Raw genomic sequence first — 22,594 nt, 5'->3', positions numbered from 1 at the left:
ATCATGGCCTTAGGGTCAGGGGATGCCTGCACCCACCTATGAAGAGATCCAGCGCGCGCCGAAGGTACTGCTGCACGACCACCTCGACGGCGGCCTGCGCCCGGCCACGATCGTCGAGTTGGCCGACACGGTCGGGCACACGCTGCCCAGCACCGACGCCGGCGAGCTGGGGCGGTGGTTCGCCCAGGCGGCCGACTCGGGGTCCCTGGAGCGGTACCTGGAGACCTTCGCCCACACCGTCGGGGTGACCCAGACGGCCGAGGCGCTGCACCGGGTGGCGGCCGAGTGCGCGCTCGACCTCGCCGCCGACGGGGTGGTGTACGCGGAGGTCCGGTTCGCTCCGGAGCAGCATCTGGAGCGCGGCCTCACGCTGCCGGAGGTGGTGGAGGCGGTCCTCGCCGGGTTCGCGGAGGGGTCGGCGCAGGCGGCGGTCGCGGGCAACCAGATCCGGATCGGCACCCTGCTCACGGCGATGCGCCACGCGGCCAGGTCGATGGAGATCGCCGAACTGGCGGTGCGGTACCGCGACGCCGGCGTGGTCGGGTTCGACATCGCCGGTGCCGAGGCCGGTTACCCACCCACCCGGCACCTGGACGCGTTCGAGTACCTCCAGCGGGAGAACTTCCACTTCACCATCCACGCCGGGGAGGCGTTCGGGCTCCCGTCGATCTGGCAGGCGATCCAGTGGTGCGGCGCGGACCGGCTGGGCCACGGCGTGCGGATCGTCGACGACATCGACCGGGCGACCGGGAAGCTGGGGCGGCTCGCCGCCTATGTTCGGGACAAGCGGATCCCGCTGGAGCTGTGCCCGTCGTCGAACGTACAGACGGGTGCCGCCGCGTCCATCGCGGCGCACCCGATCGGCCTGCTGCGCGACCTGCGGTTCCGGGTGACCGTCAACACCGACAACCGCCTGATGAGCCGCACCAGCATGAGCCGCGAGATGGCGCTGCTGGTCGACGCGTTCGGCTACGGCTGGTCGGAGTTGCAGTGGTTCACGGTGAACGCGATGAAGAGCGCGTTCATCCCGTTCGACGAGCGGCTCGTCCTGATCAACGAGGTCATCAAGCCGGCGTACGCCAAGCTGATCGGCTGATCGGAGGGGCGAGGCACGGTCGAACGGCTCCGGGCAGCGACCGTTCGGCCGAGCGGGTCGGCCGGGGCGCGGGGCCGGGCCTCCGTCATGGTGGACGACGGCCGGTTGTCCTCTTCTCCCGTCCGGTCCTTTCGCGCCCATCGGCTCGACGTGGTGGGCGACTCATATTAAAAGACCCACAGGCACGATCCCGACATTTACGACTTTCTGTCCTTCGGTGAGGGCTGTCGAGGGGTAATTTTGCTGCCCACGGGCCCCGTGGTCGCTGGCGGTCGCGTGGGGGGAGTCCATGCTGGGCTTTCTCTTTGCCAGCGGACATGGTGGAATCTCGGAGGCTTGGCCGAAATTCGGTCGGCCGGTCGTGGGTGCCTACTATTCGTCAGGCGCCGGTTCGGAGGGCGGTGAGGTGAGCAAACGGCCAACGACGGGGACCTCTACGTTCTCGCGTATGCAACTGCCGGCCGGGTGGCTACGTAACGCGCCGATCTGGTCCAAGCTCGGACTCATCATGATCGTGCCCACCATCGCCACCATCGTGGTCGGTGTGCTGGGCCTCGTGGACAACTACACCCGCGCCAGCGACGCCGACCAGGCACGCCTGCTGGCCGGGCTGACCGCCCAGAGCGGCGGGTTGGTGCACGAGCTGCAGAACGAGCGGGCCGCCGCCACCCTGCTACTGGGTAAACCGACCCCCGACGCCCGCGCGGCGTTCGACCGTCAGACGGCTCTCACCGACGAAGCGTTCAGGCAGTACCGGCTGCGGCGCTCCGCGCTCGCCGGCGTCGCCGCCGACTTCCGCGGTCAGCTCAACCGCATCGACACCGAGCTGTCGGACCTGGCGAAGCAGCGCGAGCAGATCAAGACCAGCGGCCAGCAGAACGCCAGTGAGCCGACGACGCTCACCAACGCCATCTTCCGGTACCAGACGCTCATCGGCGACCTCGTGTCCGTCCGCGGTGCCGCGGCTCAGCTCGCCAACGACCCGCACCTGAGCGCCGAGATGCGCGCCTCGGCGGCCCTGTCGCAGAACAAGGAGTACCTGTCCGAAGAGCGCGTGGTCGTGCTCCAGGCGCTGCTCCAGAATTCGATGCCGGTACAGATGAAGGTGACGTTCATCGGCACCCTCAAGGGACAGGAGCTGGCGTACCGGCAGTTCGAGGCGGTCGCCGAGCAGTCCCAGAAGACGCTCTACAACAAGACCGTGTCGGGTGCCGACCGGCGCGAGGGCGAGAACTTCCAGAGCATCATCCAGAGCCTCGGCGGCGAGGACCTGCCCAACGACATCTTCACTGCGGCGCAGTGGGACCGGGCGATGGTCGGCCGGGCGGACCAGGTCCGCAAGGTCGAGAGCACGCTGGACGAGCAGGCCGTCGAGGATGCCTCGGCCCTGCGCGACAGCCTGCAGCAGCGGATGATCCTCCAGGTCGCCGTGCTGCTGGCACTCCTGATGCTCTCCATCCTCTTCGCCTGGTTCGTCGCCCGGTCGATGGCCCGGTCGCTGCGCGAACTGCGCCACGGCGCGCTCACGGTCGCCCAGTACGGCCTGCCGCAGGCGGTCGCCCGGCTGCGTGACCCGCAGCTGACCAGCCAGGCCTCGCCGCAGCAGTTGGCGGCCCAGATCGCCGAGCCGCTGCCGGTCCGCAGCAACGACGAGTTCGGCCAGGTGACCGAGGCGTTCAACGCCGTGCACCTCGAGGCGGTCCGCACCGCGGCCGAACAGGCCGCCCTGCGGGCCAGCGTCGCGACGATGTTCGTCAACCTGGCCCGCCGAAGCCAGATCCTGGTCGACCGGCTGATCGGGCACCTCGACCGGCTCGAGCGCGGTGAGGAAGACCCCGACCGGCTCTCCGAGCTGTTCCAGCTCGACCACCTGGCCACCCGAATGCGTCGTAACGACGAGAACCTGCTGGTGCTCGCCGGTGCCGACTCCACCCGTATCCAGCGTGAGCCGGCTCCGCTGATGGACGTGCTGCGGGCGGCCCAGTCCGAGGTCGAGCACTACACCCGGGTCGATTTCGGCGAGCTCGACCGGGACATCGAGATCGCGGCCCACGCGGTCAACGACATGGTCCACCTCATCGCCGAGCTTCTTGACAACGCCACCGCCTTCTCGCCGCCGGACTCGGCCGTGGTCGTGGAGGCGCGCCGGGTCGGTGACCGGGCCGTCCTCCTGGTCGAGGACCGCGGTATCGGTATCTCCCCGGAGCAGCTCCGGGATCTCAACGAGCGGCTCGCGAACCCGCCCATGGTGGACGTGGCGGTGTCCCGGATGATGGGCCTCGTCGTGGTCGCGCGGCTGGCCGCGCGGCACGGCGTCAAGATCGAACTGCGCCCGGCGCGCGAGCGCGGCACGGTGGCCGACCTGACGCTGCCCGCCAGCGTCCTGGTACCGAGGGCCCTCGCCGGGCGCGGTGGTGTGCCGGTCGCCGGTGCCCGGGAGGGTCTCGCCGACCGTCCCGCCGCGGCGCCGGAGCCCTCGCCGTTCGGTGCCCCGCTGGCGCTGGAGAGCTCCCCGTCGGCCGGCGGGCCGCACGAGCCCGCCAACAGCGGCAGCGCGTTCGGCGGTGGGTTCGGCGGCATGGGTACGGACCCGCGGGCCGCCTCCGGCTTCGACGTGAGCCCCGGTTCCGGCGGGCTGGGCGAGTTCAACGGTGCCGTCAACACCCCGTTCGCCAGCCCCGCGGGGATGGGCAACTCCCGGTCGTACGGCGACAACGGCGCCACCGACCTCTTCGGCGGCTCCCGCCCGAACGCCGACGCGCCGACGGGTGGCGACACCGGCCTCTTCGGCGGCTCCCGCCCGAACGCCGACGCGCCGACGCGCGGCGACACCGGTGCCCCGGCGGGCGGCCCCGGCTGGGGTCAGCCGCCCGCGTGGTCCGACCTCATCGGGGGCAGCGGCGTCAACGGCTCGGCTCCTCCGCCGGCCCGTGCGCCGGGTGGCGACCAGACCCGCACCCCGGACGTCGACCAGATCCGCACGTCGGTCGGTGACCCGCTGCCGCAGCGGCGACCGACCGAACCGCCGGCGCCGGAAGACGCGGGCCCCGGCGACGGGCTGGCGATTCCTCGCCAGCGCCCGGTGCAGCCGGAGCCCGAGGCCGACAACGCCGCCGCGCCGATGACCCCGACGGCCTTCGCTCCCGAGCCGTCGCCGTTTGCGCCCGAGGCCCCCGGCCCGGTCGACGAGGTGGTCAACCGGTCGCCGATGGCCATGCCCGCAACGCCGCCCGCGTGGCCACCGGTGCCGCAGTCGGTCGAGCCCGAGGCCGAGCCGCCTCACGTACCGCCCGCGTTCTCCGCCGCGCTCGACATGACGGCGGAGATGCCGCGGGTACGCGTCGACTGGGAGCAGAACACCGAGCACCCGGCCGCGAGCGCGACCGGTGCCGCCGGTGCGGCCCAGCGGTTCGCCGACGAGACGATGGAGCTCCCGATCTTCCGGGAGCTGGAGTCGGCCTGGTTCCGAACGCAGGGCCCCGCGTCGACGGAGACCGCGGCGCCGAACAGCGCCCCGGCGACCGGGACGCCGTCGTACGAGCCGATGCCCCCGCCGGCCCCCGTGGCCCCGCCGGACATCGCTCCGGAGGCGCCCGTCCGGCCGGCCGCGGTGGCCGAGCCCATGGCGCAGCCCCACGCCGCGGCGGCGGCCATGGCGGATCCCGGATGGCGCACCGCGGCGGACGAGGGCTGGCAGGCGGCGCAGGCGCTGTCGCAGCAGCAGGAGTTCACCAGGACTCCCACCGGTCTGCCCAAGCGCGTACCGATGTCCCAACTTGTCCCCGGTGGGGTCGAGAAGGGTACTGTCAGCGCGCACAAGCGCACGCCGGAGGCCGTGCGTGGCCTGCTGTCGGCGTACCACCGTGGCGTTCAGCGCGGCCGGGGCAGTAAGTCCGGCGATGCGAAGACCCCGGAGCACACCACGGCCGGACCCCAAAGTTCGCAAGGTGGCAAGGAGCAAGAGGCATGACGACAACGCAGGATCTCGGTTGGCTGCTCGCCAACTTCGCCGATCGCGTACCCGGCGTCGCACACGCGGTCGCCGTTTCCGCCGACGGACTGCTCCTGGCTGCATCGCGCGACCTTCCGAGGGACCGCGGCGACCAGCTCGCCGCGATCGCGTCCGGCCTGGTCAGCCTGACCCAGGGGGCAGCCCGCTGCTTCGAGGGCGGTGCCGTGCTGCAGACCGTGGTGGAGATGGACAACGGGTTCCTCTTCCTGATGTCCATCTCCGACGGCTCGTCGTTCGCGGTGCTCGCCGCGCGTGCGTGCGACGTCGGCCAGGTGGGCTACGAGATGGCGCTGCTGGTCGACCGGGTCGGTGAGGCGCTGACGCCCGCACCGCGCCCCGCCGCGTCGCTGCTGGGCTGAGGGGCTCTTGTCGCGACCAGTCGCATGTGCGATAACCAGGCCGAGGAGTGAGGAGGTGAACGGCGAGGATGGCCGAGCGTGATGAGCCGACCGGGTCTTTGGTGAGGCCGTACGCCGTCACCCGTGGCCGCACCCGGCCCAGGCTGGAGATCGCGATCGAGGCGCTGATCGAGACCACCGTGCGGGGACGTACCGGCGGTGGGCGAAACAACGCGCATGGGCAGGAGCAGCAGTACATCGCCACGTTGTGCGATGGCAGGCTGCAGTCGCTTGCGGAGATCGCCGCGCGGATGCAGTTGCCGCTCGGCGTGGCGCGGGTTCTCGTCGCGGACATGGCGGCGGAAGGGTTGGTCGCCGTGTACGCGCCGACCTCGTTCGAGGACAACGACGCGGTGGGCACAGAACTGCTGGAAAGGGTGCTGAGTGGACTTCGGAGGCTCTGACATGACGCCGCACCGCTCGTCGTCCGGGCGGGTCACGTCAGCGAAGATTGTCATCGCCGGTGGTTTCGGCGTGGGCAAGACCACGCTGGTGGGCTCGGTCTCGGAGATCACGCCGCTGACCACCGAGGCGATCATGACGTCGGCAGGCGTGGGCGTCGACGACACCCGGCAGGTGCCTGGTAAGACGACGACCACTGTCGCTATGGACTTCGGCCGGATCACGATCGACCGTGACCTGATCCTGTACCTGTTCGGCACGCCCGGCCAGACACGGTTCTGGTTCATGTGGGACGAACTGGTACGGGGTGCGATCGGCGCGGTCGTCATGGTCGACACCCGGCGGCTGGCCGACTGCTTCGCCGCCATCGACTTCTTCGAGCATCGGCGGCTGCCGTACCTGATCGCCATCAACTGCTTCGACGGCGTGCAGTACCACAACGCCGACGACGTACGCGAAGCGCTGGCGGTCTCGTCCGACGTACCGGTGGTCACCTGTGACGCCCGCACCCGGGAATCCACCAAGCAGGTGCTGATCTCCCTGGTCGAGTACGTCCTGACCATGCGCCGCACCCGTACGCCCACGCCTGCCTGAGGCGCCCGTCACCGACGATCCGGTCCCGTACGCTCGCCGCGAGCGGGGCCGGATCAGTCGTGTCCGGATGCCTTCCACGCGCCCATCGGCGCATGCTCCTGCGTGACGCCGCGCTCGATGCCTGGCACGACATGGGGCTCACAACGACTCAGGCGCGGCCACCGTCCGGACTCGACGGTGACCGCGCCTGATCGCGTCAACGGCGGGCTGACCGGTATTCGTAGTCGCGCTCGTCGCCCTGGTCGCGGCTGAAGTCCCAGCCGCCGGACGACTCGCGTCCGGGCCGTCCGCCGACCCGGTAGCCGCCCACCTCCTGGCCACGGCGCCAGCCCTGGAAGTACCCGGACGTGTGGGCCGCGATCGCCGCGGGGTCGCGGACGACCCGCAGCGGGCGTTCCGGGGCGGTGATGGGGGAGCCGGGCACGAGGTTCTGCTGCGGCACCCGGCGGGGCAGGCCGGACTGGGTCTCCGCGCCGACGAGCGGCTCGGCGGCGTGCGAGGCCGCCTTCCAGCCCTCGTCGGACGGGCTGGCGAAGTCGAGCTTCTCCTCTTCCTCGCCGAAGTGGTCGGTGAACCATGCCGAGCGCGCCTCAGCGAAGATCAGCAGGTCTTCGTCGATCTGGTTGGTGGCCGGCGGCTCGGACTGCTCCGCGTTGGCCTTCCGCGCGGCGCGGCGGCCCCGCTCGGCGCCGTTGATGGCGCCGTTGAGACCGCCGGCGGCGTTGTTCAGGCTACCGCCCGTGGCGCCGTTCAGAGCGCCGTTGACGGCACCGTTCGGGCCGGCGGGGGTTCCGTTCAGGCCGCCGCCCGTGGCGCCGTTCAGACCGCCGGTACCGCCGCTGCGGTCCACCAGTCGGAGCGGCGGAGCCTCCAGCCGCGGGTCGCCGGCGAGCGGCTCGCGGTACCGCGGCGGCTCGGCGGACAGCGCCGGGTCGGTCAGCGGCGCCGGCTCGACCAGGCGCAGCGCGGGCGGCTCGGCCGGCAGGTCGTCGGACTGCCAGGGCGGCACGACCCGGCCGTCCGGCCGGTCCGCGCCGGCCGCGTCGGCCGCGGCGGGGAGGTCGAGGGAGTGCGTGAAGTCCACCCGAGGCGTCTCGCCGGTGCGTGAGCGGTCCCGGGTGCGGTTCTCCGGGCGCCCCTCTCCGTCCGCGCTCTCACCGCTCATCGGCCAGTTGGCGCGCGAGCCGGGCGGAGGCACGTCGGCCGCGGGCCGCGGGGCGGCCCCGGCCGGGTACTCCTGGTGGGCACGCGGGAAGCCCCGGTCCGCAGCCGGCAACGACTGCGAAGGCGGACCCGAGATCGGCGAGGGCCGTGACGGAGCCGGCAGCGACGACGCCGCCGGCTCGGCCGGCGTCGCCCCGGGCGCCACGCTGAAGCTCGTCGTGGGCGCCTCGGAGCGCGGGTCGCGGCGCTGGCCGGTGGCGTACGCCGGGGTCAGGCCGGGCGGCGGCGGGACGTTCGGCGCCTGCTGCGGCCGTACCTGCTCGGGCTGCTTTCCGACCGCCGGGTTGACCGGCCTGGGGGCCGCTGCCGGCGGAGGCGCCGGGATCGGTGCCGGAGGCGCCTGTACGGGTACCGGCGGGGGCGGCGGCGTGTGGACCGGGACGGGGGCCGGGCCCCGCGTCTGCGTCGGCGCAGACGCCGGCGTGGTGGGCTGGCGGTGGGCCGCGGCCGGCTGCTCGGGGGTGCCCGGATTCTCGGCGGCCCGGCGGGCGGCACGGGTACGCGCGGCCGGCTGGACCTCGGTGGGAGGGTCGATGGCGCCGACGCGGTGGTTGCCGGCGGCGGCCGCCGGTGCCACCGGGACGGGCGCCGCGGGGACGACCGGGGCGGCGGCGGGTGTCGCCGTGGGCGTCGTGACGGGCGGAGCGGAGCGCGGCTGCACCCCGGCCGGCGGCGCCGACCGCGGGCGTACCGAGGCCGACTGCGACCGGCTACGGCGACTCGGGCGGGCGGCCTCGGTCGCGGCCGGTGCGGCGTGCGAGGCGGCCGGCTGTGCGGATTCGGGGGCCGCGGTCGGCGGCGCGGCGGGCTCGGTCGCGGCGCGGCGGGAACGGACCGCCTGCTGTGCCGGCGTGCCGGCCGACGGCATCCGGGCGGACAGCACCGACACCAGGGCGATCGCGGCGGCGTCATGGGCGCGTACGGCGGCGACCGACTGCCGCACGGTCTCCGCGACGGCGCTGGTCACCGAGCGGCTCATGCCGGTACGCCGGGGCGTCTCGGCGATCGCCACCCGCAGCGCGGTCACGGCCTCGGCCACGGTGGCGTTGTCTGCCACGCCCGCCTCGGTCAGTTCGGTGATGGCCTGGGCGTCCCGGCCCCGTCCGCCAGCGCCGCTGCCCAGCGGGCCGGGCTCGGGCAGCGCGTCGAGGATGGCGAGCGGGATCGGCTCCGCGGGATCGGGGAACGCGCGGAGGGCCGCCGGATACAGCTCCCGGAGCACCTCGCGCAGGGTCGCGGCCGCGCCCTGTCGGCCGGTGGTCACGGCGGCGTGCGCGGACAGGACCGGCTTGAGCCCGAGCAGGTCGCGGGGGGTTGCCTGGGCGACGGCGGACAGGACGCCGGCCTGCAGCGCCCGCGCCAGCCCGATGGCCCGCCGCTCGGCGGGGCTGGACTGCATCTCGTCGGCGGACTCGGAGTCGCTGAACCGCTCGGCGTAGTCCTCGGCCGAGTCCTCGTCGGTGTAGGCGAGGTAGCGGCCGGCGGCGGTGAGGAGTTGGGTGACGATGTGGTCGTCGTTGTCCGCCGCCACGGCGACCGACTCGAGCCCGTTGGAACGCTCCGCGAGCAGGGAGCCGAGTTCCGCGAAGCCGGGTGCGTCGTCGCTGATGTCACAGATGTCCAGGAGGCGACCGGAGTCGTCGACAACGGCGACGGTGAGCCAGGTCTCGGAGCCCGGTGGTACGGCGTTCAGGTCTGCCGATGTCAGACCGCAGTACACCCGTACGAGCGCCACCGCGTCGTCCTCCTCTCGGGACAGTTCTCATGAGCTTGGAACGCGACCGGCAGGACCTGTCCCTGGATCTCGCCGGTGCCCGCCGCAGAGGCTGGCCTCTACGGTTTAACTATCGGAAAGTCGCATCGTGATGGGGTCCACCGGCCGGTGAGCCATACGGCGCGACTGTATGGCCGGTCGGCCCCGCCCGCACGCCACACGTCCCCACTCCGTTCATCGGGATGATGCTCTCTGGTCAGGGGTCAGTTGCGCCAGTCCACGACGGCAGAGATCTTGCCAATGACCGTTCGCCAGCTCAGAGCTGCCGTAGTTTGTGGGTCAATTTTGCGAAGTCTGCGACGTGCGAAGAAGGCACCGAACCCGCCTTCTTCGACCCTTCGGAGGCCTTCGTCCAGATCGTCCAGAGGCGAGCCGGGGGCCAGGGCTGTCATCACCGGCCGTATCCGGAGGGCGTACGCGACGTCCCGGGCGACCTCGCCGGCCTGGATGATCAGCGCCGGGTCCCACACGTCGTGGCCGCCGCGCAGGTTCTCCACCACCAGGTCCAGCTCGTAGCGATCCTCGTCGAGCGGGACGATGTCCTCCGGCTCGATCCGTGCGCGCAGCTCGTCCCACGTGTCGAGCTGCGTCAGTTCGTGATCGGCGTCGCCGCGGACGTACTCGACGAGCCCTTCCGGGCTGCGGAACAGCAGCAGCTCACCGTCCTCGGCCAGGAACACCGGGACGTCCTCAGGCTCGGCCGGCTCTTCGGCCTCGGCCTCGGCCTCATCGATCGCCTCGGTCTCCGCGGCCGTCCCGTCGGCGTCGCCCGCCGTCTCGGCCCCGGCCTCGTCGGAGTCGCGAGCCACCTCGGCGTCGTCGCGGTCGTCCTCGCGGCTGACCCGGTGCCGGCCGCCCTCCCGCCCGGCGGCCAGCGCCTGGGCCGTCAGCTCGTCCTCGTCGATCCCGGGAGGAGCGTCCTCGTCCTCGTCGCCCAGCCGGTGCGTCGGGCGCGACTCGGGGATGTCGTCCTCGCGGTCCCCGAACTCCGGTTCGCGTACCTCGGTCGACAACCGGTACGCCCGCAGGGTGTACCCGACGCCGGACGGAAGCGCGATCTCGATCGGCTGCACCCGGACATCCGCCCACAGCGCATCGGTGGTAGCCGATCTGCCGACGGCCGGCGAACCGGCGTCGTCCGCCTCGTTGAAAGCGTCGGTGCCGGAGTTCATGTCCTCCGCCGAGTCTGCGGCGTTACCTGTTCCCGACGGCTGGCGGGCCACGGCGACCTCCGTATCGCTTTTCGATGCGCCGACCGACGCGACCGTCGCGACGGCCAGTCTCGCGCACAGACACCCTAGTCGTACCGCACTCGGTGTGCGGTTACCCCCTGCGTGCGAATTGAACCGCGATCTAGACCCCCTTGGGGTGCCAGACCGTCTTCGTCTCCATCAATGCGAGCATCCGGTCGACGCCCGGTCCCGCGGCCCAGTCGACCGGCGTTTCCGCAGGTCGGAGCACCCGTTTGAGGTTGTCGGCGGCGGCCACCTCGAGCGCGGTCGCAGCCTGGCGATCGGGTACGCCGGCCAGGTCGAGGGCGTCGACGTCCATGTGGCTGGCCAGCCACGGAGCGATCTCCGCGACCCGGCCGGTGAGCACGTTGACCACGCCGCCGGGCAGGTCGGAGGTGGCGAGTACCTCGGCGAGGGTGACCGCGGGCAGCGGCCTGTCCTCGGCGGCGACGACGACGACCGTGTTACCCGTCACGATGGCCGGCGCGATCACGCTCACGAGTCCGAGGAGCGCCGAGTCGGGCGGTGCGACGACCGCCACGACCCCGGTCGGTTCGGGCGTGGACAGGTTGAAGAAGGGGCCGGCGACCGGGTTGGCGCCGCCGTGCACCTGGGCGATCTTGTCGGCCCAGCCGGCGTACCAGACCCAGCGGTCGATCGCGGCGTCCACCTCGTCCGCGTCGCCGCCTGAAGCCGTCACCTCGGCGACGAACTGCGCCCGGCGGCCCTCGAGCATCTCGGCCACCCGGTACAGGATCTGGCCCCGGTTGTACGCCGTGGCGCCGGACCACTTACCGAACGCCGAACGGGCCGCGCGGACGGCGTCCCGGGCGTCCTTGCGCGAGGCGAGCGCCGCGTTGGCCATGAAGTCTCCGGATGCCGAGCGCACCGGGTACGAGCGCCCGGACTCGCTGCGGGGGAACGCCCCGCCGATGAACAGCTTGTACGTCTTACGGACGGCGAGACGATCACTTGGCAAGGTAGGCCTCCAGACCGTGGCGGCCGCCCTCCCGGCCGTACCCGGACTCCTTGTAACCGCCGAACGGCGACGCCGGGTCGAACTTGTTGAATGTGTTGGCCCACACCACGCCGGCCCGCAACTTGTCGGCGATCGCCAGGATCCGGGAGCCCTTCTCGGTCCAGATCCCGGCCGACAGCCCGTACGGGGTGTTGTTGGCCTTCTCGACCGCCTCGGCCGGGGTGCGGAACGTCAGCACCGACAGCACCGGCCCGAAGATCTCCTCACGGGCGATCCGGTGGGCCTGCGAGACGCCGGTGAAGATCGTCGGGGCGAACCAGAACCCGCGCTCGGGCAGCTCGCACGGTGCGCTCCAGCGCTCGGCGCCCTCGGAGGTGCCGAGCTCGGACAGTTGCCGGACGCGCTCCAGCTGGGCCGCCGAGTTGATCGCGCCGACGTCGGTGTTCTTGTCGAGCGGGTCACCGACCCGCAGCAGGGACATCCGGCGCTTGAGGGCGGCCAGCAGGTCGTCGGCGATCGACTCCTGTACCAGCAGCCGCGAGCCGGCGCAGCAGACGTGGCCCTGGTTGAAGAAGATGCCGTTGACGATGCCCTCGACCGCCTGGTCGATCGGTGCGTCGTCGAAGACGATGTTGGCGGCCTTGCCGCCGAGCTCCAGGGTGACCCGCTTGCGCGTCCCCGCGACCGACCGCGCGATCTGCTTGCCGACCTCGGTGGAGCCGGTGAACGCGACCTTGTCCACGCCCGGGTGCTCGACCAGCAGCCGGCCGGTCTCGCCGGCGCCGGTGACGATGTTGACCACGCCGGCCGGGAGCTCCGCCTGCTGGCAGATCTCGGCGAAGGCCAGCGCGGTCAGCGGCGTGGTCTCGGCCGGCTTGAGCACGACGGTGTTGCCGCAGGCGAGCGCCGGGGCGATCTTCCAGGCGAGCATGAGCAGCGGGAAGTTCCAGGGGATGACCTGGCCGGCGACGCCGACCGGCTTCGGGTCCGGCCCGAAGCCGGCGTAACCGAGCTTGTCGGCCCAGCCGGCGTAGTAGAAGAAGTGCGCGGCGACCAGCGGTACGTCGACGTCACGGGACTCCCGGATCGGCTTGCCGTTGTCGATCGACTCCAGCACCGCCAGCTCGCGGGCCCGCTCCTGCACGATGCGCGCGATGCGGTACAGGTACTTGGCCCGCTCCCGGCCCGGCATCGGGCCCCAGACCCGGTCGTACGCCCTCCGGGCGGCGGCCACCGCCCGGTCGACGTCGGCGGCGTCCGCCTCGACGACCTCGGAGAGCACCTCCTCGGTGGCCGGGTTGACCGTCTTGATCCGGCCGCCCGCCCCGTCGGCGAACTCACCGTCGATGAACAGCCCGTACGACTCGCGGATGTCGACAACGGAACGGGACTCCGGTGCCGGCGCGTACTCGAAAGCCATGAACCTCAGTCCAGCGTGACGTAGTTGGGGCCGGAGTAGCGGCCGGTCGACATCTTGGTGCGCTGCATCAGCAGGTCGTTGAGCAGGCTGGACGCGCCGAACCGGAACCAGTCCGGGTGCAGCCAGTCCTCGCCGACCGTCTCGTTGACCAGTACGAGGTACTTGATCGAGTCCTTCGCGGTGCGGATACCACCGGCGGGCTTGACGCCGACCTGTCGGCCGGTGGCGGCGCGGAAGTCGCGCACCGCCTCCAGCATCACGAGGGTGACCGGAAGGGTGGCGGCCGGCGAGACCTTGCCGGTGGAGGTCTTGATGAAGTCGGCGCCGGCGATCATCGCCAGCCACGAGGCGCGCCGGACGTTGTCGTAGGTCGCCAGCTCGCCGGTCTCGAGGATGACCTTCAGGTGGGCGTCGCCGCAGGCCTGCTTGACCGCGACGATCTCGGAGTACACGTCGAGGTAACGCCCGGCCAGGAACGCGCCCCGGCTGATCACCATGTCGATCTCGTCGGCGCCGTCGCGCACGGCGGCTTCGGTCTCGGCGAGCCTGACGTCCAGCGGCGCCTGCCCGGACGGGAACGCGGTCGCCACGCTGGCGAGGTGCACGCCTGAGCCGTCGAGGGCCTCGGCCGCCACGCCGACCATCGCCGGGTAGACGCAGACGGCGGCCGCCGGCGGGCAGGACGGGTCCTCGGGGTCGGGGCGGCGGGCCTTGGCGCACAGCGCCCGTACCTTGCCCGGGGTGTCCGCCCCCTCCAGGGTCGTCAGATCGACCATGCGGATCGCCAGGTCGAGCGCCCAGGCCTTCGCCGTCGTCTTGATCGACCGGGTGCCGAGCATCGCAGCCCGCTGGTCGGCACCCACCTGGTCGACACCGGGCAGGCCGTGCAGGAACGCGCGCAGCGCCGCGTTCGACCGGGCCACCTCATCGAGGCCCGACGCCACCGTTGCCGTCATGCCGGCCAGTGTACGCACGGGTCCGACTACTGATCTTGGATAGCCGCGCGCGGGTCGTGCCGACGGTCGCGCTAGGTTTGCTGGCCGTGGACGTACTAGTGGTTGACCACCCGCTGGCCAAGTCGCGGCTGACCGCGATGCGCGACGCGCGCACCGAGCCGGGGCTTTTCCGCGCCGCGCTGCACGAGCTGACCACCATGCTCGTGTACGAGGCGACCCGCGACTACCCGGTCGAGACCTACCCGGTGGAGACCCCGGTGACGACGACCGAGGGCACCCGGCTGGCGAACCCGCCGCTGCTGGTGCCCGTGCTGCGCGCCGGCCTGGGCATGGCCGACGCGGCGCTGTCCCTGCTGCCCGAGTCGTCCATGGGCTTCGTCGGCCTGGCCCGCGACGAGGCCACGTACGAGCCGCGCGCCTACATGGAGTCGCTCCCGGCCGACCTGACCGGCAAGCCGGTGATGGTGCTCGACCCGATGCTCGCCACCGGCGGATCGCTGGAGCACTGCTGCCGCCTGCTCGCCGACCGTGGCTGCACCGAGATCATCGTGCTGTGCGTGTTGGCCGCCCCGGTCGGCCTGGAACGGCTGGAGCGCTCCGGCCTGCCGCTGCGCGTGGTCACCGCCTCGATCGACGAGGGGCTCAACGACAAGAAGTTCATCGTGCCGGGCCTCGGTGACGCCGGCGACCGCCAGTTCGGCGGCATGCCCCGCTTCTGACTCACCCTTTCCCATGATCACGAAGACCCGGCGTCGCCATGACGACGCCGGGTCTCCGTGATCATGGGTTGAGCGCGGCCCCGACCTCGGTGCGCAGCACGGCCAGGGCGGCCGCGGCGCGTTCCCGCGCCGACGCCACGTCGCCGTCCGCGGTCGGTTCCACCACTTCCAGGTACGCCTTGAGCTTCGGCTCGGTACCGGACGGGCGCACCACGACGCGGGCGGACCCGGTGCGCAGGATCAGCCCGTCGGTGGCCGGCAGGAGATCCTCCACCCCGGTCACCGGCTGGTCGACCAGCGACGCGGGCGGTCGGGTCCGGATCGCCCGCATCATCTCCGCGATCTGCGCCAGGTCGTCGACGCGGATCGACACCTGGTCGGTGGCGTGCACCCCGAACGTGGCGGCCAGCTCGTCGAGGCGGTCGAGCAGGGTCGCCCCCTTGGCCTTGAGGCCGGCGGCCAGTTCGCAGACCGTCAGCGCCGCGCTGATGCCGTCCTTGTCGCGTACGTGGTCGGGCGCCACGCAGTAGCCGAGCGCCTCCTCGTAGCCGTAGACCAGCGGGGCGTCGCCGCCCGTGGCGCGGCCGGGGACGCCGGGCACCCCGGCGCGGACGATCCACTTGAAGCCGGTCAGCGTCTCGCCGTACGGCGCGTCGTTCGCCGCGCACAGCTTCGAAAGCAGCGTGGACGACACGATCGTGGTGGCGTACCGGCCGCGTACCCCCCGGCGCATCAGGTGGTCGGCGAGCAGCACGCCGACCTCGTCGCCGCGCAGCGTCCGCCAGCCGTCCGGTGCCGTCGGGTCGGGTACGGCCACCGCACAGCGGTCGGCGTCAGGATCGTTGGCGATCGCGAGGTCCGCGCCGCCGGACCGGGCCAGCGCGATCACGCGGTCCATCGCGCCCGGCTCCTCCGGGTTGGGGAAGGCCACCGTCGGGAACTCGGGGTCGGGCTCGGCCTGCTCCGCGACGACCAGCGGCGCCGGGAAGCCCGCGGCCACCATCGCCCCGGTGAGGACGCGGGCGCCGACGCCGTGCATCGGCGTGTACGCGACGACGAGGTCGCGCGGGCTCGCCGGGTCCACCACGGCCGCCGCACCGTCCAGATAGGACGCAACGATCCGCTCGTCGAGCGTCTCGCCCGGATCCCCGAGCGGGATGCGGTTCGCCGGGCCGGCCGCGCGGATCGCGGCCTCGATCTCGGCGTCGGCCGGCGGTACGAGCTGGGCCCCGTCGCCGCCCGGGCAGGCGGCCGAGGCCCCCAGGTACACCTTGTACCCGTTGTCCCGGGGCGGGTTGTGGCTGGCCGTCACCATGACGCCGGCCGCCGCGCCGAGCGCGCGTACCGCGTGGGCCAGGACCGGTGTCGGCAGTGGACGGGGGAGCAGGAGTGCCTGCCGTCCGGTACCGGTCACCACCCGGGCGGTGGCCTCGGCGAACTCCGCGGAGCGGTACCGGGCGTCGTACCCGATGACCACCGGCCCGGCCAGCCGCCGCTCGTCCAGCCAGCGCGTGAGGCCCGCGGCGGCGCCGAGGACGACGGCGAGGTTCATGCCGTTGGGGCCGGCGCGCAGTGGGCCGCGCAGCCCGGCCGTACCGAACAGCAGCGGGCCGGCGAAGCGGTCGGCCAGGTCGGCGGCGCTGCCGGGCAGCGCCTCGAGCGCGGCGGCCAGTTCGGCGCGGTCGCCCGCGTCGGGGTCGTCGTCCAGCCAGGCCCGGGCCGCGGCGGCCAGCTCATCCGACGCGACGCTCGCCGACTCGTGGTTCGGGCTGGTCACCGGTGCTCCCATCGTTGACGTCCGCAGGCGGGAGCCCGCTTCGCGGGCTCAAACCCCGTAGGGTAGCCGCCGGCAACCCAGCCGGAGCCGGGACGCCACGAGCCGTCAGGCGCTGAGCCGGAACGACCGCACCATCTCGTCCTCGATCTTCTTGCTGTCGTCGAAGGTCGCGGCCGGCGCCGAGAGCGTGATCTCGTACTTCATGCCGTTGACCACGATCGCGGTCCACCGCCCGCGCCGCGGCGCCTTGCCGGGCGGTGCGCAGGTGTACTCGAAGACCGCGCCGTCGTACCCGGCCAGCCTGGTGTCGGCCAACTGGACCTGCTGGTAGCCCTGGCAGCTGCCGTTGGCGCTGGCGCTGGTGCTCTGGAACCGGCGGGCGGCCGACTCCAGCGCCTTGCGGCCGGTCGCCTCGTTGCTCCTCGAGACGCTGACGCGGACCCACCGATCCGGGTTGGCCGGGTCGATGAAGTCCATGTACGTGGCGGACTTCGGCTGCGACTGCCGCCAACCCGCCGGCACGTTCACCGCGACTCCCTTGGGGTCGCGGTACTCCTGTACCGGGATCAACGGCTGGTTCGGGGTGGCGCTCGGCTTGGCGGCCGGTGGGGCCGGGGCGGAGCCGCCGAACATGGTCGTGCCGACGATGATGCCGAGGACCAGCACGCCGACGACCGCGCCGGCGAGCACCGCCACCCGGCCCTTCGGCGGTAGCCCGCGATAGGCCGTGGCCGCCCGCTCCGACACCTGCCGGGTCAACGCCCCGGCACCGGCGAGCAGCGCGGCGCCGCGCTGGGCGTGCCCGCCCGGGCGAGCGGAGGGGGTGGGCTGCCCGGCAGCGCCGTAGACCTGGCCGGTCGGTGCCCCGGCGGCGCTGCCGGGAAACGCGCCGGTCGGGGCCGGGAACCCGCCGGTGGGTGGCAGGGCCGAGCCCGGGTCGGCGCCCTCGGCCTCGACGGGCGAGCGCTGGGCCGGTGGACGGGGAGCGGTGCTCTGCCGCCGGCGGATGGCGCCGCTCAGGCTCTCGCCAGGGGCCAGCATCGCCGGGCCGCCGATCTGCCCCGACGGGGCGGACGGGGCGGTGGGCGGCGTGTACGGCACCGGCCGCACCACCGCGTACGGGTCGGTCTGGTGCGTGGTCGCGTTGCTGGCGAGCGCGCCGGAGAGCAGCTCGCGCAGGACGGCGCGGGCTCTGGGCACGTCCCAGCGCCGGGCCGGGTCCTTCTCCAGCAGCCCGGCCAGCACGCCCACCAGCGCGCCCGCGCGCATCGACGGCGCGGGCTGCTCCTCGACGACGGCGCGCATCGTCTCGATCGGGTCGGGCTTGTCGAACGGCGGGCGCCCCTCCACGGCCGTGTACAGCGTCACGCCGAGCGAGAACAGGTCACTGGGCGGGCCGAACGGCGCCCCGATGGCCCGCTCCGGGGAGATGAAGTGCGGGGAGCCCAGCACCATCCCCGGCGTGGTGAGCTGGCTGTCCGCCGGCATCCGCGCGACGCCGAAGTCGGTGAGCACGCACCGGCCGTCGTTGCAGATGAGCACGTTGGCCGGCTTCACGTCGCGGTGCAGTACGCCCGCCGCGTGCGCCATCTCCAGCGCGCCGAGCAGCGCGATGCCGATCTTCGCGACGGCGCGCGGCGCGAGCGGGCCGTCCTCGACGATGATCTCGGCGAGGCTGCGCGCCTGGAGCAGCTCCATGACGATCCACGGCCGGCCCCCGTCGGTCACCACGTCGTACACCTGCACCACGGCGGGGTGGGACAGCGCCGCCGCGGCCCGCGCCTCGCGCAGGGTCCGCTGGTACATCGCGTCCCGGTCGCTGGCGGCCATGCCCTGCGGGAGCAGGACCTCCTTGACCGCCACGTCGCGGCGCAGCAGGGTGTCGGTCGCCCGCCAGACGGTACCCATACCGCCGTGGCCGATCGCGGTGCGCAGCGCGTACCGGGACCCGATCATCGTGCCCGGCGAGCCGCGCAGTTCGCCGTCGCCGTTCCGGGTGGGCACGACCTCCGGCCGGAGCTCGGTACGGTCGCGGAAGCGGTCGGAAGATCGGTCGGTCGGCATGGCCGAGTCCGTCATGTCGCCATCCGAGTCTTGACTGTGCCGTGAGCTGGTGGACGCCGTGGAGCCGGAGGGTGGCAGCGGCTCGCCGTGCCACGTCGGTAGCTGAGTCGTCACTGGCTTCTAACCGTAGTTCCGGGTCGGTGTCAGATCGGGACCGTTCAGAGCGGCTGGCGAGGACGAGATCTTCCGGCCAACAACGCCCCTATCTTGCCCGGTGGCCCCAGGGCAGGGGAAGCCGGATCCACATTCACCGACGAAATCTCCCATTCGGGAGGTCCCGATGACGGCTTTGTGCGGTATCCCTCACCACACGGGCGGTGGTATCGACTTAACGCGCGCTTACCATCTCCGGGTATGAGCTCGTCGTCTGCAGAGGGTCGCCGCAGCGAGTCCGGCTTCCCCGTCAAGCCGGTCTATCGGGACGCCGACGTGCCGGCCGATCTGGCCGAACGGCTCGGCGAACCGGGTGAGTACCCGTTCACCCGCGGGGTGTACCCGACGATGTACACCTCCCGCCCGTGGACGATGCGTCAGTACGCCGGGTTCGGCACCGCGGCGGAGTCCAACGCCCGGTACCGGCAGCTGCTGTCGCACGGCACCACCGGTCTGTCGGTCGCGTTCGACCTGCCCACCCAGATGGGGTACGACTCGGACGCCCCGATCGCGCACGGCGAGGTCGGCAAGGTCGGGGTCGCGATCGACTCGATCGAGGACATGCGCCTGCTCTTCGGCGGCATCCCGCTGGACAAGGTCTCGACCTCGATGACGATCAACGCGCCGGCGTCGGTGCTGCTGCTGCTCTACCAGCTCGTCGCCGAGGAGCAGGGCGTGCCCGGCGACAAGCTGAGCGGCACGATCCAGAACGACATCCTCAAGGAGTACATCGCCCGCGGCACGTACATCTTCCCGCCCAAGCCGTCGCTGCGGCTGGTGTCGGACACGTTCGCGTACTGCCGGACCGAGATCCCCAAGTGGAACACGATCTCCATCTCCGGGTACCACATGGCCGAGGCCGGCGCCTCGCCCGTCCAGGAGATCGCCTTCACGCTGGCCGACGGCGTCGCGTACGTGCGCGCCGCGATCGAGGCCGGCCTGGACGTCGACGACTTCGCGCCCCGGCTGTCGTTCTTCTTCGTCGCGCGCACCACGCTGCTGGAGGAGGTCGCGAAGTTCCGTGCCGCCCGGAAGATCTGGGCCCGGATCATGCGCGAGGAGTTCGGGGCCAAGAACCCGAAGTCGTGGATGCTGCGCTTCCACACCCAGACCGCGGGTGTGCAGCTCACCGCCCAACAGCCCGAGGTGAACCTGATCCGGGTCGCGGTGCAGGCACTCGGCGCGGTCATGGGCGGTACCCAGTCGCTGCACACCAACTCGTACGACGAGGCGATCGCGCTGCCCACGGAGAAGGCCGCCCGGCTCGCTCTGCGTACCCAGCAGGTCATCGCGTACGAGTCGGACCTGACCGCGACCGTCGACCCGTTCGCCGGTTCGTACGTCGTCGAGGCGATGACGACGGAGATCGAGGAGGCCGCGGTCGCGCTGATGGAGCAGGTCGCGGAGTTCGGCTCGGCCGTCGACGCGATCGAGGCCGGGTTCCAGAAGCGCGAGATCGAGTCGTCGGCGTACCGGGTGGCCCAGGAGATCGACAACGGCGACCGGGTCGTGGTCGGGGTCAACCGGTTCACCCTCGACTCCGAGGAGCCGTACGAGCCGCTGCGCGTCGACCCGTCGATCGAGGCGGCGCAGGCTCAGCGGCTGGCCGAGCTGCGGGCTTCGCGCGACAACGGCGCCGTCGAGCGCGCGCTCACCGAACTGCGCAAGGCCGCCGAGGGTACGGACAACGTGCTGTACCCGATGAAGGAGGCGCTGCGGGCAAAGGCCACGGTCGGCGAGGTGTGCGACGCGCTGCGTGGGGTGTGGGGCCTCTACCGCCCCAGCGACCGCTTCTGAGCGTCCGAAACCCCGTACCGCTGCCTGGGGAAACATGCGGCGCTGTGGACAGGTCAGCGCCGTGACGCTCAGCGATTCATCGTCGACTCATCGTCGACGGCCTATAACGGTTCCCCAAAGAGATCAATTGCACAGCGACCAAACTCGCAGTACGTGTTTGGAACGATAAAACGGGTATTAGGGACGTAGTGCTCTCGTAGTCGGGTGGATTGCGGTGGACAGGGCGGAATTGGGGCCAACGCCCCATGTTTGTCCCCTGTCCATCCCGGCAAGGAGAGCGACGCTTTGCTCCAGACCCTCGCGATCTTGCCGATGTGGGCGTATGGGTGAAGGGCGGTGGGGGACCCGTGTGTGGCCGGACTCTCGGAAGTCGCGCCTGGTCCGCGTCCATCGTCGTCACTGTCTGTTACTGTGCCGCGGTTCTAGCTGCGCAGACGCATTGGCAGTCATCAGTGTCGCGTGTCAATTGTGAATCCGTCCGTGACCGCCATGGTCGTCACACGTTGTAGGAGGGGTGGGGCACGTGACAGCGACCAATAGCGCATTCGCGGCGGGTCCGGCGTCCTCGAATTGCCCCTACCAGGGATTTCGTGACGTAGCGCTACGTGGCCGCTACGAGAATGATGTTGCGCTCCGTCACCACAACGGGGCTAGGCTGTCCGGGGCGCGCACGGGGCGCGCTGATCCTTTAGAACGAGATCGAGAACTCACCGTGACGAGTGCGTTGTCGCTACCACCGAGTAGCCCGCTGACGTCGTCCTGGCCCGGGACACCGCCCGGGGCTGATCCGCTGCCCGGTCAGCTCGACCGTTGGCTCGCCGCTCGGGGCGCGGAGTTGGTAGCCGTACGACGTCACATCCACGCACACCCAGAGCTTTCGGGCCAGGAATTCGAGACCGCCGCTCTGGTTGCGCGCGAGCTGAAAGCCGCCGGCCTCGAGCCGCGCATGCTGCCGAAGGGCAACGGGGTCATCTGCGACATCGGGCACGGCGACCGGGTGATCGCGCTGCGGGCCGACCTCGACGCGCTGCCGCTGCCCGACACCAAGGACGTGCCGTACCGCTCGACGGTGGAGAACGTCACCCACGCCTGCGGCCACGACGTGCACACGACCGTGCTGCTCGGGGCGGGGCTCGCCCTGGCGCAACTGGCGGAGCGCGACGAACTGCCCGGCCGGGTGCGGCTGCTGTTCCAGCCGGCGGAGGAGCACATGCCGTCGGGCGCGCCGGAGGTGATCGCGGCAGGCGGGCTCAAGGACGTCTCCGGCATCTTCGCGCTGCACTGCTACCCGCAGCTGCCGGTGGGCCTGGTCGGCGTGCGGTCCGGACCGTTCACCGCGGCGGCCGACAAGGTCGAGGTGACGCTCACCGGCCGGGGCGGTCACACCGCCCGACCCCACCTGACCGCCGACCTCGTACACGCGCTGGGCCGGGTCGTGGTGGACGTACCGTCGCTGCTGGATCGCCGGGTGGACCCCCGCGCCGGCGTCTCCATGGTCTTCGGCGCGGTCCGCGCCGGCGAGGCCGCCAACGCGATCCCGATCGAGGGGTACGCGCGGGCGACCGTCCGGGTGCTCAACCGTGACGCCTGGCGCGAGGTGCCCGAGCTGATCACGCAGCTGATCCACGACGTGGTCGCCGGCACGGGCGCCGAGGCCCACGTCAAGTACACCCGGGGCGTGCCGCCGGTGGTCAACGACCGGCTCGCCACCGCCGTCATCGCCGGTGCGGCCGGCGCCGCGCTCGGCCCGGAGCGGGTGGTCGAGGCCGAGATCAGCATGGGCGGCGAGGACTTCGCGTTCTACCTCGAGCAGGTGCCCGGCGCGATGATCCGGCTGGGCTGCGGCATTCCCGGCTCGGACGTCAAGTTCGACATCCACCAGTCGGCGTTCGACGTCGACGAGCGGTCCATCGGCTACGGCGTACGCGTCATGGTGCACACCGCCCTCGCGGCCCTGTCCGCCGGCGCGTTCTGACCTGGTCGTCAAGCGGGGGTCA

15 protein-coding genes are annotated in these 22,594 nt (G+C 72.1%); 8 read left to right on the top strand and 7 right to left on the bottom strand.

The window, feature by feature from the left end; translation table 11 throughout:
* The first annotated feature begins 22 nt into the window (after nt 1-22).
* From Pme01_RS03940 to Pme01_RS03920, 5 genes are all read left to right on the top strand, one after another.
* Nucleotides 23-1,096 (top strand): adenosine deaminase, encoded by a 1,074-nt coding sequence (locus Pme01_RS03940; RefSeq protein ID WP_168112617.1) that lies wholly within the window; start codon nt 23-25, stop codon nt 1,094-1,096.
* Between the two features lie 406 nt (nt 1,097-1,502).
* Nucleotides 1,503-5,066, top strand: coding sequence for a sensor histidine kinase (locus Pme01_RS03935; RefSeq protein ID WP_168112618.1), 3,564 nt, complete (start codon nt 1,503-1,505; stop codon nt 5,064-5,066).
* A complete protein-coding gene (locus Pme01_RS03930) occupies nt 5,063-5,467 on the top strand; it encodes a roadblock/LC7 domain-containing protein (RefSeq protein WP_168112619.1) in 405 nt (134 codons plus the stop codon). The genes Pme01_RS03935 and Pme01_RS03930 overlap by 4 nt, the downstream gene beginning before the upstream one ends.
* 68 nt (nt 5,468-5,535) lie before the next feature.
* Nucleotides 5,536-5,910, top strand: a complete 375-nt coding sequence (locus Pme01_RS03925; protein WP_168112620.1) for a DUF742 domain-containing protein — start codon at nt 5,536-5,538, stop codon at nt 5,908-5,910.
* A 1-nt stretch (nt 5,911) separates the two neighbouring features.
* Entirely contained in the window at nt 5,912-6,502 is a 591-nt protein-coding gene (locus Pme01_RS03920) for a GTP-binding protein (protein WP_168112621.1), read from the top strand.
* A gap of 196 nt (nt 6,503-6,698) precedes the next feature.
* Here Pme01_RS03920 and Pme01_RS03915 read toward each other — a convergent pair whose 3' ends face one another.
* The 5 genes from Pme01_RS03915 to deoC all read right to left on the bottom strand — a co-directional run bounded on the left by Pme01_RS03915 (nt 6,699) and on the right by deoC (nt 14,087).
* Nucleotides 6,699-9,461: a transposase gene (locus tag Pme01_RS03915; RefSeq protein WP_168112622.1), complete on the bottom strand. Its 2,763-nt coding sequence runs from the start codon at nt 9,459-9,461 to the stop codon at nt 6,699-6,701.
* A 242-nt stretch (nt 9,462-9,703) separates the two neighbouring features.
* Nucleotides 9,704-10,723 carry a SatS C-terminal domain-containing protein gene (locus Pme01_RS03910; RefSeq protein WP_239088011.1) on the bottom strand — a complete coding sequence of 340 codons (1,020 nt, stop codon included), beginning with the start codon at nt 10,721-10,723 and terminating at the stop codon, nt 9,704-9,706.
* Nucleotides 10,724-10,853: 130 nt separating this feature from the next.
* Nucleotides 10,854-11,711: an aldehyde dehydrogenase family protein gene (locus tag Pme01_RS03905; RefSeq protein WP_168112623.1), complete on the bottom strand. Its 858-nt coding sequence runs from the start codon at nt 11,709-11,711 to the stop codon at nt 10,854-10,856.
* Nucleotides 11,701-13,131, bottom strand: a complete 1,431-nt coding sequence (locus Pme01_RS03900; RefSeq protein WP_168112624.1) for an aldehyde dehydrogenase family protein — start codon at nt 13,129-13,131, stop codon at nt 11,701-11,703. The genes Pme01_RS03905 and Pme01_RS03900 overlap by 11 nt, the downstream gene beginning before the upstream one ends.
* A gap of 5 nt (nt 13,132-13,136) precedes the next feature.
* Nucleotides 13,137-14,087: a deoxyribose-phosphate aldolase gene (deoC, locus tag Pme01_RS03895; RefSeq protein WP_168112625.1), complete on the bottom strand. Its 951-nt coding sequence runs from the start codon at nt 14,085-14,087 to the stop codon at nt 13,137-13,139.
* A gap of 86 nt (nt 14,088-14,173) precedes the next feature.
* Between deoC and upp the strand changes: the two genes are divergently transcribed.
* Nucleotides 14,174-14,806, top strand: coding sequence for a uracil phosphoribosyltransferase (upp, locus tag Pme01_RS03890; RefSeq protein WP_168112626.1), 633 nt, complete (start codon nt 14,174-14,176; stop codon nt 14,804-14,806).
* 61 nt (nt 14,807-14,867) lie between these two features.
* On the opposite strand, the gene Pme01_RS03885 is transcribed toward upp, so the two are convergent.
* Together Pme01_RS03885 and Pme01_RS03880 are read right to left on the bottom strand one after the other, a co-directional pair.
* Entirely contained in the window at nt 14,868-16,583 is a 1,716-nt protein-coding gene (locus Pme01_RS03885; RefSeq protein ID WP_373315446.1) for a phospho-sugar mutase, read from the bottom strand.
* 105 nt (nt 16,584-16,688) lie between these two features.
* The gene (locus Pme01_RS03880; RefSeq protein WP_239088010.1) at nt 16,689-18,662 is read right to left on the bottom strand and encodes a serine/threonine-protein kinase; all 1,974 of its coding nucleotides are present in this window, start codon (nt 18,660-18,662) and stop codon (nt 16,689-16,691) included.
* A gap of 339 nt (nt 18,663-19,001) precedes the next feature.
* Here Pme01_RS03880 and Pme01_RS03875 point away from each other — a divergent pair, with 339 nt between their 5' ends.
* Together Pme01_RS03875 and Pme01_RS03870 are read left to right on the top strand one after the other, a co-directional pair.
* Entirely contained in the window at nt 19,002-20,597 is a 1,596-nt protein-coding gene (locus tag Pme01_RS03875) for an acyl-CoA mutase large subunit family protein (RefSeq protein WP_168112628.1), read from the top strand.
* A 712-nt stretch (nt 20,598-21,309) separates the two neighbouring features.
* Complete coding sequence (locus tag Pme01_RS03870) at nt 21,310-22,572, top strand: amidohydrolase (RefSeq protein ID WP_168112629.1); 1,263 nt, start codon at nt 21,310-21,312, stop codon at nt 22,570-22,572.
* Nucleotides 22,573-22,594 lie beyond the last annotated feature (22 nt).

This window comes from Planosporangium mesophilum (assembly GCF_016863255.1).
In the GTDB taxonomy this organism is placed as follows: Bacteria; Actinomycetota; Actinomycetes; order Mycobacteriales; family Micromonosporaceae; genus Planosporangium; species Planosporangium mesophilum.
This window is presented reverse-complemented; position numbering and strand designations above follow the sequence as displayed.

What these genes read in the sequence shown, in the direction of transcription:
- Pme01_RS03940 (WP_168112617.1), top strand. Translation starts at nt 23, where the DNA reads ATGCCTGCACCCACCTATGAAGAGATCCAGCGCGCGCCGAAGGTACTG.
- Pme01_RS03930 (WP_168112619.1), top strand. Translation starts at nt 5,063, where the DNA reads ATGACGACAACGCAGGATCTCGGTTGGCTGCTCGCCAACTTCGCCGAT.
- Pme01_RS03925 (WP_168112620.1), top strand. Translation starts at nt 5,536, where the DNA reads ATGGCCGAGCGTGATGAGCCGACCGGGTCTTTGGTGAGGCCGTACGCC.
- Pme01_RS03920 (WP_168112621.1), top strand. Translation starts at nt 5,912, where the DNA reads ATGACGCCGCACCGCTCGTCGTCCGGGCGGGTCACGTCAGCGAAGATT.
- Pme01_RS03900 (WP_168112624.1), bottom strand. Translation starts at nt 13,131, where the DNA reads ATGGCTTTCGAGTACGCGCCGGCACCGGAGTCCCGTTCCGTTGTCGAC.
- deoC (WP_168112625.1), bottom strand. Translation starts at nt 14,087, where the DNA reads ATGACGGCAACGGTGGCGTCGGGCCTCGATGAGGTGGCCCGGTCGAAC.
- Pme01_RS03880 (WP_239088010.1), bottom strand. Translation starts at nt 18,662, where the DNA reads ATGACGGACTCGGCCATGCCGACCGACCGATCTTCCGACCGCTTCCGC.
- Pme01_RS03875 (WP_168112628.1), top strand. Translation starts at nt 19,002, where the DNA reads ATGAGCTCGTCGTCTGCAGAGGGTCGCCGCAGCGAGTCCGGCTTCCCC.